Annotated in this window: 15 protein-coding genes; 12 read left to right on the forward strand and 3 right to left on the reverse strand. The window is 65.6% G+C overall.

Annotated features, from left to right (window positions below; translation table 11 throughout):
• Positions 1-64 precede the first annotated feature (64 nt).
• The gene (gene parC / locus F9929_RS05855; RefSeq protein WP_152045603.1) at positions 65-2311 is read left to right on the forward strand and encodes a DNA topoisomerase IV subunit A; all 2247 of its coding nucleotides are present in this window, start codon (positions 65-67) and stop codon (positions 2309-2311) included.
• A gap of 95 nt (positions 2312-2406) precedes the next feature.
• Positions 2407-3942: a methyl-accepting chemotaxis protein gene (locus tag F9929_RS05860; protein ID WP_152045604.1), complete on the forward strand. Its 1536-nt coding sequence runs from the start codon at positions 2407-2409 to the stop codon at positions 3940-3942.
• A gap of 20 nt (positions 3943-3962) precedes the next feature.
• Here F9929_RS05860 and F9929_RS05865 read toward each other — a convergent pair whose 3' ends face one another.
• The 3 genes from F9929_RS05865 to hemB all read right to left on the reverse strand — a co-directional run bounded on the left by F9929_RS05865 (position 3963) and on the right by hemB (position 6370).
• Positions 3963-4709, reverse strand: a complete 747-nt coding sequence (locus F9929_RS05865; protein ID WP_152045605.1) for an arginyltransferase — start codon at positions 4707-4709, stop codon at positions 3963-3965.
• A gap of 134 nt (positions 4710-4843) precedes the next feature.
• Positions 4844-5314, reverse strand: a complete 471-nt coding sequence (locus F9929_RS05870) for an RDD family protein (protein ID WP_152045606.1) — start codon at positions 5312-5314, stop codon at positions 4844-4846.
• A gap of 90 nt (positions 5315-5404) precedes the next feature.
• Complete coding sequence (gene hemB / locus F9929_RS05875) at positions 5405-6370, reverse strand: porphobilinogen synthase (RefSeq protein ID WP_235919085.1); 966 nt, start codon at positions 6368-6370, stop codon at positions 5405-5407.
• A 231-nt stretch (positions 6371-6601) separates the two neighbouring features.
• On the opposite strand from hemB, the gene F9929_RS05880 reads away from it, so the two are divergent.
• The 10 genes from F9929_RS05880 (at position 6602) to F9929_RS05925 (ending at position 16429) form a co-directional block, all read left to right on the forward strand.
• Positions 6602-7021: a DUF6163 family protein gene (locus F9929_RS05880; protein ID WP_152045608.1), complete on the forward strand. Its 420-nt coding sequence runs from the start codon at positions 6602-6604 to the stop codon at positions 7019-7021.
• 173 nt (positions 7022-7194) lie between these two features.
• Positions 7195-7689, forward strand: a complete 495-nt coding sequence (gene ldtR, locus F9929_RS05885; protein ID WP_407922209.1) for a transcriptional regulator LdtR — start codon at positions 7195-7197, stop codon at positions 7687-7689.
• A gap of 279 nt (positions 7690-7968) precedes the next feature.
• Positions 7969-9306 carry a L,D-transpeptidase family protein gene (locus F9929_RS05890; RefSeq protein ID WP_152045610.1) on the forward strand — a complete coding sequence of 446 codons (1338 nt, stop codon included), beginning with the start codon at positions 7969-7971 and terminating at the stop codon, positions 9304-9306.
• A gap of 149 nt (positions 9307-9455) precedes the next feature.
• Positions 9456-10778 (forward strand): serine hydroxymethyltransferase, encoded by a 1323-nt coding sequence (glyA, locus tag F9929_RS05895; protein WP_152045611.1) that lies wholly within the window; start codon positions 9456-9458, stop codon positions 10776-10778.
• Between the two features lie 38 nt (positions 10779-10816).
• The gene (gene nrdR, locus F9929_RS05900) at positions 10817-11329 is read left to right on the forward strand and encodes a transcriptional regulator NrdR (RefSeq protein ID WP_152045612.1); all 513 of its coding nucleotides are present in this window, start codon (positions 10817-10819) and stop codon (positions 11327-11329) included.
• A complete protein-coding gene (gene ribD / locus F9929_RS05905) occupies positions 11295-12461 on the forward strand; it encodes a bifunctional diaminohydroxyphosphoribosylaminopyrimidine deaminase/5-amino-6-(5-phosphoribosylamino)uracil reductase RibD (RefSeq protein ID WP_235919048.1) in 1167 nt (388 codons plus the stop codon). Before nrdR ends, ribD begins: the two co-directional genes overlap by 35 nt.
• Positions 12462-12465: 4 nt before the next feature.
• On the forward strand, positions 12466-13083 hold the full coding sequence (locus tag F9929_RS05910) for a riboflavin synthase (RefSeq protein ID WP_152045613.1): 618 nt from the start codon (positions 12466-12468) through the stop codon (positions 13081-13083).
• Between the two features lie 116 nt (positions 13084-13199).
• Positions 13200-13646 (forward strand): 6,7-dimethyl-8-ribityllumazine synthase, encoded by a 447-nt coding sequence (locus tag F9929_RS05915; protein WP_152045614.1) that lies wholly within the window; start codon positions 13200-13202, stop codon positions 13644-13646.
• 3 nt (positions 13647-13649) lie between these two features.
• Positions 13650-14147, forward strand: a complete 498-nt coding sequence (gene nusB, locus F9929_RS05920) for a transcription antitermination factor NusB (RefSeq protein ID WP_152045615.1) — start codon at positions 13650-13652, stop codon at positions 14145-14147.
• A gap of 131 nt (positions 14148-14278) precedes the next feature.
• On the forward strand, positions 14279-16429 hold the full coding sequence (locus tag F9929_RS05925; protein ID WP_152045616.1) for a sodium-translocating pyrophosphatase: 2151 nt from the start codon (positions 14279-14281) through the stop codon (positions 16427-16429).
• Positions 16430-16448: the final 19 nt, after the last annotated feature.

Consider the following 16448-nt stretch of genomic DNA (forward strand, 5'->3'; position numbering starts at 1 on the left):
GAGAAAAGCATCGCGCGTTTGTTCTCCTCTTGTTCCTGTCCTGCCGCTACCGTAGATGTCTACCATGGGTAAGTTGAACGATCCGCCGGCCGGGGGCGGGAATATCGAGCTCGTCGATCTCAAGGCGGCGCTGGAAGAGCGCTACCTCGCTTATGCGCTGTCGACCATCATGGGCCGCGCCCTGCCGGACGTGCGCGACGGTTTGAAGCCGGTGCACCGGCGTATCGTCCATGCCATGCGGGCGCTGAAGCTCGATCCGGGGCAGGGCTACAAGAAGTCGGCGCGCATCGTTGGCGATGTCATGGGCAAGTTCCACCCCCATGGCGACGCCTCGATCTACGACGCGCTGGTGCGTCTCAGCCAGGATTTCGCGATCCGCTATCCGCTGATCGACGGCCAGGGCAATTTCGGCAATGTCGACGGCGATAGCCCGGCGGCCATGCGCTACACCGAAGCGCGGATGACCGATGTCGCGACGCTTCTCCTGCGCGGCATCGATGAGGACGCGATCGACTTCAAGCCGACCTATAACGAGGAAGACGAGGAGCCCGTCGTCCTGCCGGGCGCCTTCCCGAACCTCCTCGCGAACGGTTCCTCCGGCATTGCGGTCGGCATGGCGACCTCGATCCCGCCCCACAACGCGGCCGAGCTCTGCGACGCGGCGCTGAAGCTCATCGAGAATCCAGGCACGGATCTCGACCAGCTTCTGAAATATGTGCAAGGCCCGGACTTTCCGACCGGCGGCATCGTGGTGGATTCGGCCGCCGTCATTCGTGAAGCCTATGCGACGGGCCGGGGCGGCTTCCGCGTCCGGGCGCGCTGGGAAACGGAGCCTCTGGGCAAGGGTGGCTATCAGGTCGTCGTCACCGAGATCCCGTATCTCGTGCAGAAGTCGCGACTGATCGAGAAGGTGGCCGAGCTTCTGACGGCCAAGAAGCTGCCGCTCCTGGCGGATGTGCGCGACGAATCGGCGGAAGACGTCCGCATCGTCTTCGAGCCGAAAAGCCGGACGGTCGATGCCGAACTGATGATGGAATCGCTGTTCCGGCTGACGGATCTCGAATCGCGCATCCCGATGAACATGAACGTCCTGTCCGGGGGCAAGGTGCCGCGCGTCCTGAACCTCAAGGAGGTTCTGGTGGAATGGCTGGCGCACCAGCGCGAAGTGCTGCTTCGCCGCACGCGCTTCCGCCTCGCCGCCATCGAGCGGCGGATGGAGGTGCTCGGCGGCTACATCATCGCCTTCCTCAACCTCGACGAGGTGATTCGCATCATCCGCGAGGAGGAAGAGCCGAAGCAGGAACTGATCCGCACCTTCACGCTGACCGACGTTCAGGCCGAAGCGATCCTGAACATGCGCCTGCGCTCCCTGCGCAAGCTCGAGGAGTTCGAGCTGAAGCGCGAACACGAGGCCTTGGCCGCGGAAAAGCAGGAGCGCGAGGCGCTGCTCGGCTCCGACGACAAGCAATGGCAGGCGCTCGCCGGCGAAGTGCGCGAGGTCAAGGAAACCTTCTCCAAGAAGACGAAGCTCGGCAAACGCCGGACCACCTTCGCCGACGCCCCCGCGCGCAATCTGGAAGAGATCAACAACGCCTTCATCGAGCGCGAGCCGATCACGGTGGTCCTGTCGCAGAAGGGCTTCCTGCGCTCGCTGCGCGGCCATGTCGCCGACCTCACGGCGCTCGCCTTCAAGGAAGGCGATTCGCTGAAGCTCGCTTTTCCTGCGATGACCACGGACAAGCTCGTGTTCCTGTCGACGGACGGACGCGCCTATACGCTCGGCGCCGACAAGCTGGCGGGCGGGCGCGGGCAGGGCGAGCCGATCCGCCTCGCCATCGATCTGGAGGACACCGCCGACATCGTTCTCGCCTTCGTCGCGGTGACGGGCCGCAAGCGCCTCGTCGCGGCATCCGATGGCAGCGGCTTCGTGGTTTCGGAAAGCGAACTCCTGTCGGGAACGCGCAAAGGGCGGCAGGTGCTGAATGTCGGCGGCGACACGGTCCTGAAGCTCGCGGTTCCGGCGGAAGGCGACACGGTCGTCACCCTCGGCGACAATCGCAAGATGCTGGTCTTCCCACTGATCCAGGTGGCCGAGATGGCGCGCGGCAAGGGTGTCCGGCTTCAGCGCTTCAAGGATGGCGGGCTTGCCGATGCCAAGGTCTTCCGCATGGCGGAGGGGCTGACATGGCAGGGAGCGGGCGGGCGCAGCTTCCACCGCACGGAAGAGGACCTCTTCGAATGGCGCGGCGACCGCGCGCAGGCCGGCCGGATGGTGCCCAACGGCTTCCCGAAAGCGAACCGTTTCGGATAAGCCGCGCCACTAGGGCGGGTTGAGTTTCACGTATGGTTAAAGGGTTTTGTGCTCAATGATCACGAAACCTTTAGCCGTGAACGAAAGCGCGTCAGATGTTGAACATACTCGCAGGTGGAAAGGATCGTATCCGGCAGCTTGAGCAGGAACTCGACGACGTGAAACAGCGCGTTGCGATCCTCGACAACCATTGCGGTATCGGGCTTTGGGACTGCATCGTGGACAAGGGCGATGCCACATTGCCGACGAGCCGGTGGACTTGGTCGGCTGAATTCGCGCGGCTGATCGGCTACCTGCCTGCAGAGTTCCCCAATAAAATGAACGCTTGGTCCGATAAGCTGCACTCGGACGATGCGGAGCGGGTCTTCGCGGCATTCGGTGCGTTCATTTCGGATAAGTCGGGCCGCACGCCCTACAATGTCGAATACCGCCTGAAGATGAAGGACGGCAGCTACCGGTGGTTCAACGCGACCGGCGGCTGCACCCGCGATGCACAGGGCGTCGCGATCCGGATCGGTGGTTCGCTCAGCGATATTCACGAACGCAAGGCCGCCGAGGAACGCGACAGCGAACGCAACACGTCGATCGATATGTTCGTACGGACCATGACCACTGCGTTCGAAAACTTGTCTGCCGGCAACCTGACCATTCGGATCGGGCAAGCGATGGCGACGGAGTTCGAGCAGATCCGCCAGCAATTCAACGAAAGCGTCGGATCGCTGGAAAAGACGATCGGCGCGGTGGTCGGCGCGACGGGTTCGATCAGCAACGGTCTGCAGGAGATCAATACCGCGTCCTCCGATCTGTCCCAGCGCACCGAGCAGCAGGCGGCGAGCCTGGAGGAAACGGTCGCGGCGCTGTCGGAAGTGGTGCGCGGCGTGAACGGCACGGCGGAAGCGGCGGTTTCGGCGCAGGGCGTCGCGACCACGGCCCAGAAGAACGCCGAGAAAGGCGGCGCGATCGTCGCGCAGGCCGTGTCGGCGATGAACGAGATCGAGCGCTCGTCCGCCGAGATCGGCAAGATCATCGGCGTGATCGACGAGATCGCCTTCCAGACCAACCTCCTCGCCTTGAATGCGGGCGTGGAAGCCGCGCGGGCCGGCGAAGCGGGACGCGGTTTCGCGGTTGTGGCGCAGGAAGTTCGCGGCCTCGCGCAGCGCTCCGCCGAAGCCGCCAAGGAGATCAAGGACCTCATCTCGACCTCGTCGGCGCAGGTCGAGAAGGGCGTCGAGCTGGTATCCGCTTCCGGTCGCTCGCTGGACGATATCGTGGCCGGCGTCGGGGAAATGAACCGGGTCGTGTCCGACATCGCCCGTTCGGCCCGCGAACAGGCCGTTTCGCTTCGCGAAGTGTCGACGGCCGCTGATCAGATGGACAAGGTCACGCAGCAGAACGCGGCGATGGTGGAGGAAACGACGGCCGCCGCGCGGACCCTCATGGAGGAAACGCGCTCTCTGACGGAACTCGCCGATCGCTTCCAGACCAATTCGGCCGCGCCGGTTCATTCCATGCGCCGCGCCCCGGCCGCCAGGCCGACGCCCAGCCGGCCGGTGCCCCAGCTTCGCGCCATGGGCAACGGCGGCGCTGCGCCGAAGGCGACGCCCGCCAAGGACGACTGGGAAGAGTTCTGATCTCGAAACGGGCGGCGGCGTCAGCCGCCGTAGCGTTCCCAGCCGCGCGGGGCGAGATGCTCCTGCGGCTGGAATCGGATCTTGTAGGCCATCTTGGGCGATTCCTTCACCCAATAGCCGAGGTAGAGGTAGGGCAGGCCCATTTTCCGCGCCCGCTCGATATGGTCGAGGATCATGAAGGTGCCGAGGCTGCGCTCGGACTCGTCGGGATCGAAGAAGGAATAAACCATCGACAGCCCGTCACCCATGACATCGGTGAGTGCGGTGGCGATCAGCGCGCCGTCGGAGCGTTCGGAAAAGCGCGAGTCCGGGCCGCGCCGACGATAATGGACGATGCGGGTGTCGACTTGGCTGTCCTCTACCATCATCGAATAATCGAGAACCGACATCTCGGACATGCCGCCGAGCGCGTGGCGGCTGTCGAGATAGCGTCGGAACAGCGAATATTGCTCGCTGGAGGGTTCCGGGTCGCCGATCCGGCCGACGATGTCGCGGTTGCGGGCAGACACGCGCTTCATGGAGCGCGTCGGCTCGAACTCGTCCACCAGGATGCGAACCGAGGTGCAGGCGCGGCACCGCTCGCAGGCGGGCCGGTAGGCGATGTTCTGGCTGCGACGAAAGCCACCCTGCGTCAGAAGATCGAGAAGGTCAGGGGCGCGCTCGCCGATGAGATGGGTGAAGACCTTCCGCTCGAACTGTCCGGCAAGATAGGGGCAGGGAGACGGCGAGGTCAGAAAGAACTGCGGCGTCTGCGAGTGAATGGTCATCGATGCGTCGGGCCTCGGGTCCCGCCATCGCATTCGCACGGGATAGTGAGTTTTAAAGCACAGAGCGCCTCGCCTGGAAACAAGCGAGACGCCCCGATGCGTTGATCTTCAAGTGGATAAGGCGGGTGATGCGCTTAACGGTCGCGCACGACCACGGTGCCGAGAAGCACATCGTGGAGAAGCTGCTTGCGCCGCGTGAACAAAGCCACGAGGAGCACGAAAGGCGTCAGGAGGCTGACGGACGCCCAGAACAGGACGCCGTGCAGTACGGCCAGCGGCGGCTCCATGCGGGTGCCGTCGAGCTTCTCAACGCGAAGGCCCGCCATCCGCATGCCGACCGTCGCCTGGCGCGAGCCGCCCATGGTGAAGCCGATATAGATGACCGCGATGGCGGGGATCAGGATGGCGTAGAGGTGCCAACCGATCCCGAGGGTGAGGATGCCGAGCAGGAACACGACCACGGCCGCCGGCACTGAAAGGGCGAGGACGATCAGGTAGTCGTACACGAATGACATGACGCGGCGCGTGCGCACGCCGTCGTAGAGCCTCGGCGCGTCGAGGTCGGTGCGGATGTCGTTTCGGTAGATCGTGCCTTGGTTGCTCATGGCCTTCCCGGATTTGAGGCCGGCGAAATTGCCGGCGTCACCCAAGATGTGGGAAGGCAAGGGGCCCCGTGCAACGCCCCTCCTGTTCCGTCAGCCTTCGCGCAGCATCCTTGCCGCCTTGGGTGCGAAATAGCTGAGGATGCCCGCCGCGCCCGCGCGCTTGAAGGCCGACAGCGTTTCCATCATCGCGCGTTCGCCGTCGATCCAGCCGTTCTGGCTCGCCGCCGCGATCATCGCGTATTCGCCGGAGGTCTGGTAGGCGAAGGTCGGCATCTCGAACTCGGCCGCCAGCCGCGCCACGATGTCGAGATAGGGCAGGCCCGGCTTCACCATGATCATGTCCGCCCCTTCCGCGATGTCCTGCGCCGCCTCGCGCAGAGCCTCGTCGCGGTTGGCGTAGTCCATCTGGTAGGTCCGCTTGTCGCCCTTCAGGAGGTCGTTGGAGCCCACCGCATCGCGGAACGGGCCATAGAAGGCGGACGCGTATTTGGCGGCATAGGACATGATCATCGTGTCGCGGAAGCCCTCCGCGTCCAGCGCTTCGCGGATCATGGCGATGCGCCCGTCCATCATGTCGGAAGGGCCGAGGATGTCGCAGCCGGCTTTCGCCTGCGTCAGCGCCTGCCGGCAAAGGACATCGACGCTTTCGTCGTTGCAGATCCGGCCCTCGCGCACGATCCCGTCATGGCCGTGGCTGGTATAGGGGTCGAGCGCCACGTCGCAGAGAACGCCGACTTCCGGCACGGCTTCCTTGATGGCGCGCGTGGCGCGGCACACGAGATTGCCCTCGTTCAGCGCTTCCGTGCCGCCTTCGTCGCGCTTGTCGCGCGTGGTGAAGGGGAAAAGCGCGATCACCGGGATGCCGAGATCGCGCGCTTCGCGGGCGACCTCCACCGCGCGCTCGACGCTGTAGCGTGAAACGCCGGGCATGGAGGCGACCGGTTCGTCAGTGCCCGAGCCCTCGCGCACGAAGATCGGCCAGATGAGGTCGGCCGGTGTCAGGCTCGTTTCGCGCACGAGCCGGCGCGTCCAGTCGTGCTGGCGCAGGCGCCGCATCCGCCGCCCGCTCGTCGCGGCGTCGATTCGGGCCGAAAGGGTCCGGCGATCGTGTTCGAAGGTCATTCGTGCTCCCGCCACCGTCGAGAAATTCGCGCCGTCGAGGCGGCTTTCCCGCAGGTGGTTATGCCCTTCGTTCCCCGCTTTCAACTCTCGCGAATCGTGCGGGGCGGGCAGAAGCGTCGCGGAACGCACTGGCGCTTCGCGTCCGCTTCTGGCTGATAGGGCGTAATGAAGACTTCTCCCGCATCGAACGAAGGAGCAAGGCGGCTCGTCCGGCTGGCGATCCTCCTCGTGCTCCGCTTGTCCGGCCTCGTCCTGTTCGGCATCGGCCTTCTTTACTGGGTCCGGCTCGTCGGCATCTATCCCGAGCCCGGCTGGCGCTTCGACCTGATGTCCGTGCCCTGGCGCGTCGCGGCGTCGACGCTGGCCGTCCTGTGCCCCGTGGCGGGCGTCGGCCTGTGGCTGGCGGTGTCCTGGGGCGGGGTGGTCTGGGTGCTGATCGCGGTTCTGCAGGCGGGAATGCACTTCGTGCTGGCGCGTGATTTCGGGCCGCCCGGCATCGAGCTCGCCTTCCACGCCGGCGGGCTGACGCTGTTCGCGGCCCTGCGCGCATTGCGCTGGTGGATCTCGCGGCCTCGTAAGGCGTAAGGCGGGGCGGAGCCTTTCCAAATGGAAAATGCCAGACGAAACAGTAAGGTGCTTTTAAGCCTGCACTTTAAGTCGAACTTTAGCCGCGCACCGTAGGGTGATGTTCAAGGCGGGGCCGACAGAGCATCCGCCACAAGCAACAGCGGAGCACGAGACCGATGAAGACGCAGGCCATGATGCAGCCGGAGCAGGTGACGGACGGCGGCAGCGAACTCAAGACCCTCTACCTCGAAACGGTCCAACTGGTCGAACGTCTTCACCGCCGCCTGCTCGACGTCATCAAGGACGAGTTCGACCGCGCCGGCCGCACCGACATCAACGCCGTCCAGGCCCTGCTTCTCTTCAACATCGGCGACTCGGTTCTCACCGCAGGCGAGCTTCGCACCCGCGGCTTCTATCTCGGCTCCAACGTTTCCTATAACCTGAAGAAGCTGGTGGATCTCGGCTTCATCGACCACCAGCGCTCGCGCGTCGACCGCCGCGCCGTCAGGGTTCAGTTGACCAAGGCCGGAGCGGAAGTCGCCGCCATCGTCGCCGATCTCTACCAGCGCCATATCGGTTCGATCGACAAGGTCGGCGGGCTCGACGAGCAGGAATTCCAGAAGCTCAACAAGGCGCTGCAGCGGCTCGACCGCTTCTGGAACGACACGATCGCCTACCGCCTCTGATCCGCACCCAGCGGGGCGCTGCGCCCCGTCCGATCAAACCCTCGTGAGCCGGAAGGCGCGCGAGGGTTTCGTCGTTGCCGATCCGCCACGCCGCAGCCGCAAAACCGACCGCCAACCTCGTGATATCCTTGCTTTAGCCATATTGGGATGGCGAAGCCTGACCCTTCGATCCCGGCATTGCGACGTTGCGGCGAAATCGGCTTCGAGCGTTGTGAGTCCGTTTACCCTGGCCGACCGATAATCCGGCCTAAGTCAGTGAAGCGTCGACGAGGGAAATAAATGCTGAACGACAAGCGCCTTGGCTCCGGTCGCATGTCCCGCCGCCGGTTCATCGCCGGGACGGCCGCCGCCGGCGCGGCTCTTCTTCCGGGTGCGGCCTTCGCGCAGGAAGCGCTGGGCGATCTTCTGCAGGCGCCGCGTCGCGGCAACTGGGACGACCAGTTCGATACGGGCTCTTCGAGCGTCGCCAAGGTCGTTTCGAACCAGCCGGTCTTCTCGCAGAACACGATCAACTCGCTCAACCAGGCGATCTCGAACTATCGCGGCATCCTGGCGTCGGGCGGCTGGCCGGAAGTGCCGGACGGCGGCAAGCTGCGCCTCGGTGTCGAGAATGCGGCCGTCGGCCCCTTGCGCCAGCGCCTCGCGATTTCCGGCGACCTGCCGCGCTCCGCCGGCATGTCCAATGCCTTCGACACCTATGTCGACGCAGCCGTGAAGCGCTTCCAGACGCGCCACGGTCTGCCGGATGAGGGCGTCGTGGCCGAAATGACCTACAAGGCCCTGAACGTGCCGGTGGACGTGCGCGTCGGCCAGATGCAGACGAATCTGGTTCGTCTCCAGTCGATGGGCGGTTTCCTCGGCGAGCGCTTCGTGATGGTGAACGTGCCGGCGGCGGCCCTCGAGGCGGTGGAGAACGGCCGCGTCGCGCAGCGCCATATCGCGATCGTCGGCAAGATCGACCGCCAAACGCCGATCCTGAACTCCAAGATCACCAACCTGAACCTCAATCCCTATTGGCATGCGCCGGCCTCCATCGTGGAGAAGGACATCATTCCGCTGATGCGGAAGGACCCGACCTATCTCCAGCGCAACGACATCAAGATCTTCGGGCCCGACAAGCAGGAGATTCCGGCGAGCGCGGTGGACTGGAACACCAACGAGGCGGTGCGCTACCTTTTCCGGCAGGAGCCGGGCAAGAACAACGCGATGGCGTCGGTGAAGATCAACTTCCCGAACCCGTACTCGACCTACATGCACGACACGCCCCAGCAGAGCCTGTTCTCCAAGCTCATGCGCTTCGACTCGTCGGGCTGCGTGCGCGTGCAGAACGTGCGCGACCTCATCGTCTGGCTGGCCCGCGACGAGCCGGGCTGGGATCGCCAGCGCATCGAGCAGATCATTGCCGCCCGCACGCGCCAGGACATCAACCTGACGCATCAGGTTCCGGTCTACTTCACCTACCTGACCGCCTGGGCGACCGATCCGAACGTCGTGCAGTTTCGCGACGACATCTATCACCGCGACGGGTCCGAGCAGCTCGCCATGAACGATGTCGCGCCGCAGGCCTACCAGCCCGGCGAGCAGGTGCAGACGCAGGCCGCCGATTTCGTGAACTGATCCACCTTCGAATCGAGGCATGACCGACAGGGTCGGGGCGTCACCGCCTCGGCCCTGTTTCGCGTCGGGGCTGTTGGTTCCAGCCGCTGGCCGTGCTATCGCGCCGTCCTATCCGATAAGGACCCCAGTCCGACAAAGGAGGGACCCCGATGTCCGAACTGCGCAAGCCGGAAGCCGCCGCCGAATTCGACACCTTCTTCTCGGGCGGTCTCGCGTCGACCGACCCGGCACTCTTCGGTGCGATCAAGGGCGAACTCAATCGCCAGCAGACCGAAATCGAGCTCATCGCTTCCGAGAACATCGTGTCGCGCGCCGTTCTGGAAGCGCAGGGGTCCGTTCTCACCAACAAATATGCCGAAGGCTATCCGGGCCGGCGCTATTACGGCGGCTGCCATTACGTCGACATCGCCGAGGAAATGGCGATCGATCGGGTGAAGCAGCTTTTCGGCTGCGACTTCGCCAATGTGCAGCCTAATTCCGGCAGCCAAGCGAACCAAGCCGTTCTGATGGCCCTGTCGAAGCCGGGCGAGACGATTCTCGGCATGAGCCTCGACGCCGGTGGCCATCTGACGCACGGCGCCAAGCCCAACCTTTCCGGCCGCTGGTTCGACGCGGTGCAGTACGGCCTCGACAACGCCACCGGCCTCATCGACTACGACGAGGTGGAGCGGCTGGCGGTGGAGAAGAAGCCGCGCATCATCATCGCGGGCGGCTCCGCTTATTCGCGCATCATCGATTTCGCCCGCTTCCGCCAGATCGCCGATTCGGTCGGCGCCTATCTTTGGGTGGACATGGCGCACTTCGCCGGCCTCGTGGCGGGCGGGCAGCATCCAAACCCGTTCCCGCATGCCCATGTCGCGACCTCGACCACGCACAAGACGCTGCGCGGGCCCCGCGGCGGCCTCGTTCTCACCAACGACGAGGACATCGCCAAGAAGATCAATTCGGCGATCTTCCCCGGCCTTCAGGGCGGCCCGCTGATGCACGTCATCGCGGCCAAGGCCGTGGCGTTCGGCGAAGCGCTGACGCCGGCCTTCCGCGCCTACACGGCGGCCGTGGTGGAGAACGCCAAGGTTCTGGCGCAGACGATCCGGGAAGGCGGCCTCGACATCGTGTCGGACGGCACGGACACGCATCTGATGCTGGTCGACCTTCGCCCGATGAACCTCACCGGCAAGGCATCCGAGACCGCGCTCGGCCGCGCGGCGATCACCTGCAACAAGAACGGCGTTCCGAACGACCCGCAGAAGCCGGCGATCACTTCCGGCATCCGTCTCGGCACGCCGGCCGCCACCACGCGCGGCTTCGGCCCGCAGGAGTTCCGCGAGGTCGGCCAGCTCGTGGTCGAGGTGCTGAACGGCTTGCGCACCTCCAATTCCGACGAGGGCAATTCCCGTGTCGAAGCGGAGGTGAAGGAAAAGGTTCTGGCGCTGACCAGCCGGTTCCCGATCTATGGCGGAGCGGCGAGCTGAAACGCGCCGCGAAAGTCTGAGAAGCGAGCCGCGAAACGATGCGCTGCCCTTATTGCAGCTCGCAGGACAGCCAAGTGAAGGACTCGCGGTCGGCCGAAGACGGCGCCGCGATCCGCCGCCGCCGCGTCTGCCCCGATTGCGGCGGACGCTTCACCACTTTCGAGCGCGTTCAATTACGTGAGCTGATGGTGGTGAAGAAGTCCGGCCGGCGCGTGCTTTTCGAGCGCGACAAGCTGGCCCGTTCCATCGAGGTTGCGCTTCGCAAGCGGCCAGTGGAGCGCGACCGCGTCGAGCGGCTGATTTCCGGCATCGTGCGCCAGCTCGAATCCACCGGCGAATCGGATGTCGGCTCGCGCCAGATCGGCCTTCTGGCAATGGAAGCTTTGCGCGGGCTCGACGATGTGGCCTATCTGCGCTTCGCATCGGTTTATCGCGATTTCCGCGACGCCAAGGATTTCACCGACGTCATCGACGAATTGGCGCGCCCGCCGGAAATGGACCCGATCGGAGGCGGGGATGCCGACCGGCCGACGCTGGGCGCGGATGACTGAGCGCCCGAGCGAAACCGACCTGCGCTTCATGGCGGCGGCGATCCGCTACGCGGAACGCCATTCCGGCCGCACCGGCACGAACCCTTCCGTCGGCACCGTGATCGTGCGCGACGACGGGGAAGAACCGAGGATCGTCGGACGGGGCGTCACGGCGCTCGGCGGGCGTCCCCATGCCGAGCCCGTCGCTCTGGCGGAAGCCGGCGAACTGGCGCGCGGTGCGACGGCCTATGTGACGCTGGAGCCCTGCGCCCACCATGGCCGCACGCCCCCTTGCGCCGAAGCCTTGATCCGCGCCGGAGTCGCCCGCGTCGTTGTGGCGGCCGGCGACCCGGATTCGCGCGTGGACGGCAAAGGTGCGGCGATGCTGCGCGCCTCCGGGATCGAGGTGACCTCCGGCGTGATGGCGCAGGAAGCGCGCCGTTCGCTCGCCGGCTATCTCTCGCGCGTGACGAAGAAGCGGCCGGAAGTCACGATGAAGATTGCGGTTTCCGCCGATGGCATGATCGGCCGGATCGGCGGGGGGCAGGTCGCGATCACCGGTCCGGCGGCGAACGCGCAGACCCATCTTCTTCGCGCCCGCACCGACGCCATCATGATCGGCGCGGCCACCCTGATCGAGGACGATCCGATCCTCACATGCCGCTTGGCCGGGCTGGAAAAACGCTCGCCGCTTCGGATCGTGCTCGATGGCGCGCTGTTGTCACCGCTGAACAGCCGGATCGTGCGCTCGGCGCGTGAGGTACCGGCAGCCTTCGCCACGCTGGAAGTGGACGATGTCGAGGCCGATGCCTTCCGGCTGGCGGGATGCGAGATCATCGCCTGCGAGGCCGAGCCCGGCACGACGCGGATCGCGCTGCCCGAACTTCTGGAGGACCTCGCCGCGCGCGGGATTTCGATGCTTCTGGTGGAAGCCGGTGCCAAGCTCGGCCGCGCTTTTCTGGAACAGGATTTGGTGGACCGGTTGATCCTGATCGAGGGGCAGGGCGTGATCGGCGCGGATGGCGTTGCCGCGCCGGTATCGAGTGACCATCTGCCGGAAAGCTTCGCGCCGACGCGCGAGTACCTGCTCGGCGCCGATCGCTGGCGGGAATGGGAACGGCGCGAGCCGGATGTTTCCACGGATGAAGGATAGAACCATGTTCACCGGGATCGTCACGGATGTCGGCCGCATCGGGAGCGTCGTTCCGCTCGATCAGGGCCGCCGGTTTCGCGTGGAAACCGCTTACGACCCCGCGTCGATCGCGATCGGCGCGTCCATCGCCTGCTCGGGCACTTGTTTGACCGTCACGGCCCTGCCGGGCGAGGGCGCGAACGAGCGCTGGTTCGAGGTCGAGGCCTGGGAGGAGGCGCTGCGCCTCACCACCGCCGGAACCTGGAGCGAGGGCACCCGCATCAATCTGGAACGTTCCCTGAAGCTTGGCGACGAGCTCGGCGGCCACCTCGTGTCCGGCCATGTCGACGGGCAGGCGGAGATCCTGTCGCGCGAAGACGAGGGCGAGGCGGTTCGCTTCCGCATCCGTGTGCCGACTGAGTTGAAGCGCTTTATCGCGCAGAAGGGTTCGGTCTGCCTCGACGGCACGTCCTTGACCGTCAATGCCGTGGACGACGACGTCTTCGATGTTCTTCTGATTCGCCATTCCCTGGACGTGACGACCTGGGGAGAGCGCCGGGCCGGCGAGAACATCAATCTGGAGGTGGACCAGATCGCGCGCTATGCGGCGCGGCTTTTCTCGGTGGATGCGCCGGCCCGCTGATCGGCGCATTCCTGCTTCCCGAAATGTGCCCTTACATGGAGGGCTCGATCTGCGCTAAGGACCCCGCTTCGCCGCGAGTTCCGCATCGCGTTCGCTTGAAGACGATAGGGTGATCCATGGCCGCTCCGCATATCCTCATCGTGGAAGCCCGCTTCTACGACCATATCGCCGACGCGCTTCTGGAAGGCGCGCGCAAGGCGCTGGACGAGGCCGGGGCGACCTACGAGGTCGTGACGGTGCCGGGCGCCCTGGAAATCCCGGCGGCCATCGGCTTCGCCTTGACCGGCGAGGAAGAAGGCGGGACCGCCTTCGACGGTTATGTCGCGCTCGGCTGCGTCATCCGGGGCGAAACCTACCATTTCGATATCGTCGCGAACGAATCCTGCCGCGCCATCACGGAGCTTTCGGTCGAGGAGGGCATTGCAGTCGGCAACGGCATCCTGACGGTCGAGAACGAGGAGCAGGCCTTGGAACGGGCACGCATTTCCGAGAAGAACAAGGGTGGATCGGCGGCCGAAACCGCGCTGACGATGATCGCGCTCCGCGACCGCTTCGGAGCCTGAGCGGTGAGCAACCCCGATACGCGCGAGATCCGACCGGCCAACAAACGGGGCGCGGCGCGCCTCGCGGCCGTTCAGGCGCTTTACCAGATGGATGTCGGCGGCACCGGCCTTCTTGAAACGGTGGCCGAATACGAGGCGATGCGCCTTGGCCAGGAAATCGACGGCGACACCTATCGCGAAGCCGACGCTGCCTGGTTCCGCGACATCGTGTCGGGCGTGGTGCGCGCGCAGACCACCATCGATCCGATGATCCACACGTCGCTCACCTCCGACTGGCCCTTGTCGCGTCTCGACACGACGCTGCGCGCCATTCTGCGTGCCGGGACCTACGAGATCACCAACCGCAAGGACGTGCCCACCGCCGTGATCGTCACGGAATATGTCGACATCGCCCGCGCCTTTTTCGGCGACGAGGAGATGCGGCTGGTGAATGCCGTTCTCGACCGCGTCGCCCGCCGCACGCGCGGCGAAGGCAAGGGCAACGATCCCAAAGAGGAATAGAGTCCGCTCGCGTCGCTTGACGCGGCTGGGCGCTCCGTTAACCTCGCGTCCCAACTGATCGAACCCGCCATCAGAGGTTCGACAGGGGAGGAATCGACCGATCGCGTGTCGATCGGCGGCGAGGGAGCGTCATGTCGATCGCATTGGTCATCGTTATATTATGCGGCGGGTTATCGCTCGCCTATGCGGCCTTCGCCGCGCGTTCCGTTCTGGCATCCGACCCCGGAACGGAGCGGATGCAGGAGATCGCCGGCGCGATCCGCGAGGGCGCGCAGGCCTATCTCGCCCGCCAATACACCACCATCGCCATCGTCGGCGCGGTGGTGTTTCTCGGCACCTGGGCGCTTCTGTCCTTTTATGCCGCGATCGGCTTTCTGATCGGCTCCGTTCTGTCGGGCATCGCCGGCTTCGTCGGCATGAACGTTTCGGTGCGCGCAAATCTTCGCACGGCGCAGGCCGCCTCCCGCTCGCTGGCGGCCGGCCTTTCCGTCGCCTTCAAGTCCGGCGCCATAACCGGCATGCTCGTCGCTGGCCTCGCGCTGATCGGCGTTGCGGCCTATTTCCTGGTGCTGACGGGAATGCTCGGCTTCCAGCCGGCCGACCGCACCGTGATCGACAGCCTCGTGTCGCTCGGCTTCGGCGCGTCCCTGATCTCGATCTTCGCGCGGCTCGGCGGCGGCATCTTCACCAAGGGTGCCGATGTCGGCGGCGATCTCGTCGGCAAGGTGGAAGCGGGCATCCCGGAAGACGATCCGCGCAATCCTGCCACCATCGCCGACAATGTGGGCGACAATGTCGGCGACTGCGCCGGCATGGCGGCCGATCTGTTCGAGACCTACGCGGTGACGGTGGTCGCGACCATGGTGCTCGGCGCGATCTTCTTTGCTGGCACCCCCGTGATCGGTACGGTGATGCTTTATCCGCTCGCGATCTGCGCGGCCTGCATCGTCACCTCCATCGCCGGCACCTTCTTCGTCCGGCTCGGCCGCAACGGCTCGATCATGGGCGCGCTCTACAAGGGCCTTTGGGTGACGACGCTTCTGTCGGTCGTCGGCATCGCGCTGGCGACACTGGCCACCGTCGGCTTCGGCGATGTGGGCCAAGCGCCCGGAACCGTGGTGTCGGGAACGAACCTCTTTCTGTGCGGTCTCGTCGGCCTCGCCGTGACGGGGCTCATCGTCTTCATCACCGAGTTCTATACCGGCATCGGCTACCGGCCGGTGCGCTCCATCAGCCAGGCGTCCGTTTCGGGCCACGGCACTAACGTCATCCAGGGCCTCGCCGTGTCGCTCGAATCCACGGCGCTGCCGACGATCGTGATCGTCGCCGGCATCATCGCGACCAACCAGCTCGCCGGCCTCTACGGCACGGGCATCGCGGTGACCGCCATGCTCGGCCTTGCCGGCATGATCGTCGCGCTCGACGCCTTCGGTCCGGTGACGGACAATGCGGGCGGTATCGCCGAGATGGCGGGCCTGTCGCCGGACGTGCGCCGGTCCACCGACGCGCTGGATGCCGTCGGCAACACCACGAAGGCGGTGACCAAGGGCTATGCGATCGGCTCGGCGGGCCTCGGCGCGCTGGTGCTCTTCGCCGCCTACAACTACGACCTGCAATATTTCGTCGCCGAGGCCGAAGCGGGCAGGGGCTACGCTTATTTCCAGGGCGTGAAACCGGACTTTTCGCTCACCAACCCCTTTGTCGTGGTCGGGCTCCTGCTCGGCGGCCTCATCCCCTACCTCTTCGGCGGCATCGCCATGACGGCGGTCGGCCGCGCGGCGAGCGCGGTGGTGGAAGAGGTGCGTCGGCAGTTCCGCGAGAAGCCGGGCATCATGCAGGGCACGGAGCGGCCGGACTATGCCCGCGCGGTCGACATGCTGACGCGGGCAGCGATTCGCGAGATGATCGTGCCCTCGCTTCTGCCGGTGCTGGCGCCGGTCGTGGTGTATTTCGCCGTGCTTCTCATCGCGGACAAGAGCCAGGCCTTCTCGGCGCTCGGCGCGATGCTGCTCGGCGTGATCGTCACGGGCCTTTTCGTGGCGATCTCGATGACCTCCGGCGGCGGTGCCTGGGACAATGCCAAGAAAAGCTTCGAGGACGGTTTCGTGGACGTGGCGGGAACCCGGCACTTGAAGGGGTCGGACGCGCACAAGGCGTCCGTCACCGGCGACACGGTCGGCGACCCCTACAAGGATACGGCGGGGCCCGCGGTCAATCCGGCGATCAAGATCACCAACATCGTCGCGCTTCTCCTGCTCGCCGTCCTGTCGCACTGGGGTTAGAGCGCCTAACAAAACCTCG

Origin of the sequence: Aureimonas psammosilenae, from assembly GCF_009176975.1 — a bacterium.
Taxonomy (GTDB): domain Bacteria; phylum Pseudomonadota; class Alphaproteobacteria; order Rhizobiales; family Rhizobiaceae; genus Plantimonas; species Plantimonas psammosilenae.